We start from the raw sequence: 255 nt of genomic DNA, 5'->3' as shown, positions 1-255 counted from the left end.
GGCTACCGGGTGTCGAACTGTTGAGCGCGCAGGAGCGCACCCATTACCCAATCGGGCTGTCGGTGGAAGATTTCGGGCAGGCGCTGGGTCTAACGGCCCAAAGCGTGCCACCGCTGGAGCCCGAGCGGGTGTGCACGTATATGCAGCAGGCGCTGCACAGCTTGGTTGATGCGCTCGAGGCGACGCCCGACACTGCCGTGCAGCAGTTGCAGGTGCTGCCCGAGGCGGAGCGTGAGTTGCTGCTTAACACGTGGA

Annotated in this window: 1 protein-coding gene; it reads left to right on the top strand. The window is 64.7% G+C overall.

The features are described from left to right. The coding region (locus KPG66_RS16860; RefSeq protein WP_237071598.1) for a hypothetical protein at positions 1-255 on the top strand (255 nt) is incomplete at both ends.

Origin of the sequence: Mycetohabitans sp. B2 (assembly GCF_021733735.1) — a bacterium.
Lineage (GTDB): Bacteria > Pseudomonadota > Gammaproteobacteria > Burkholderiales > Burkholderiaceae > Mycetohabitans > Mycetohabitans rhizoxinica.
Note: the sequence above shows the minus strand (reverse complement) of the source record. Positions and strands in the feature narration are given on the sequence as shown.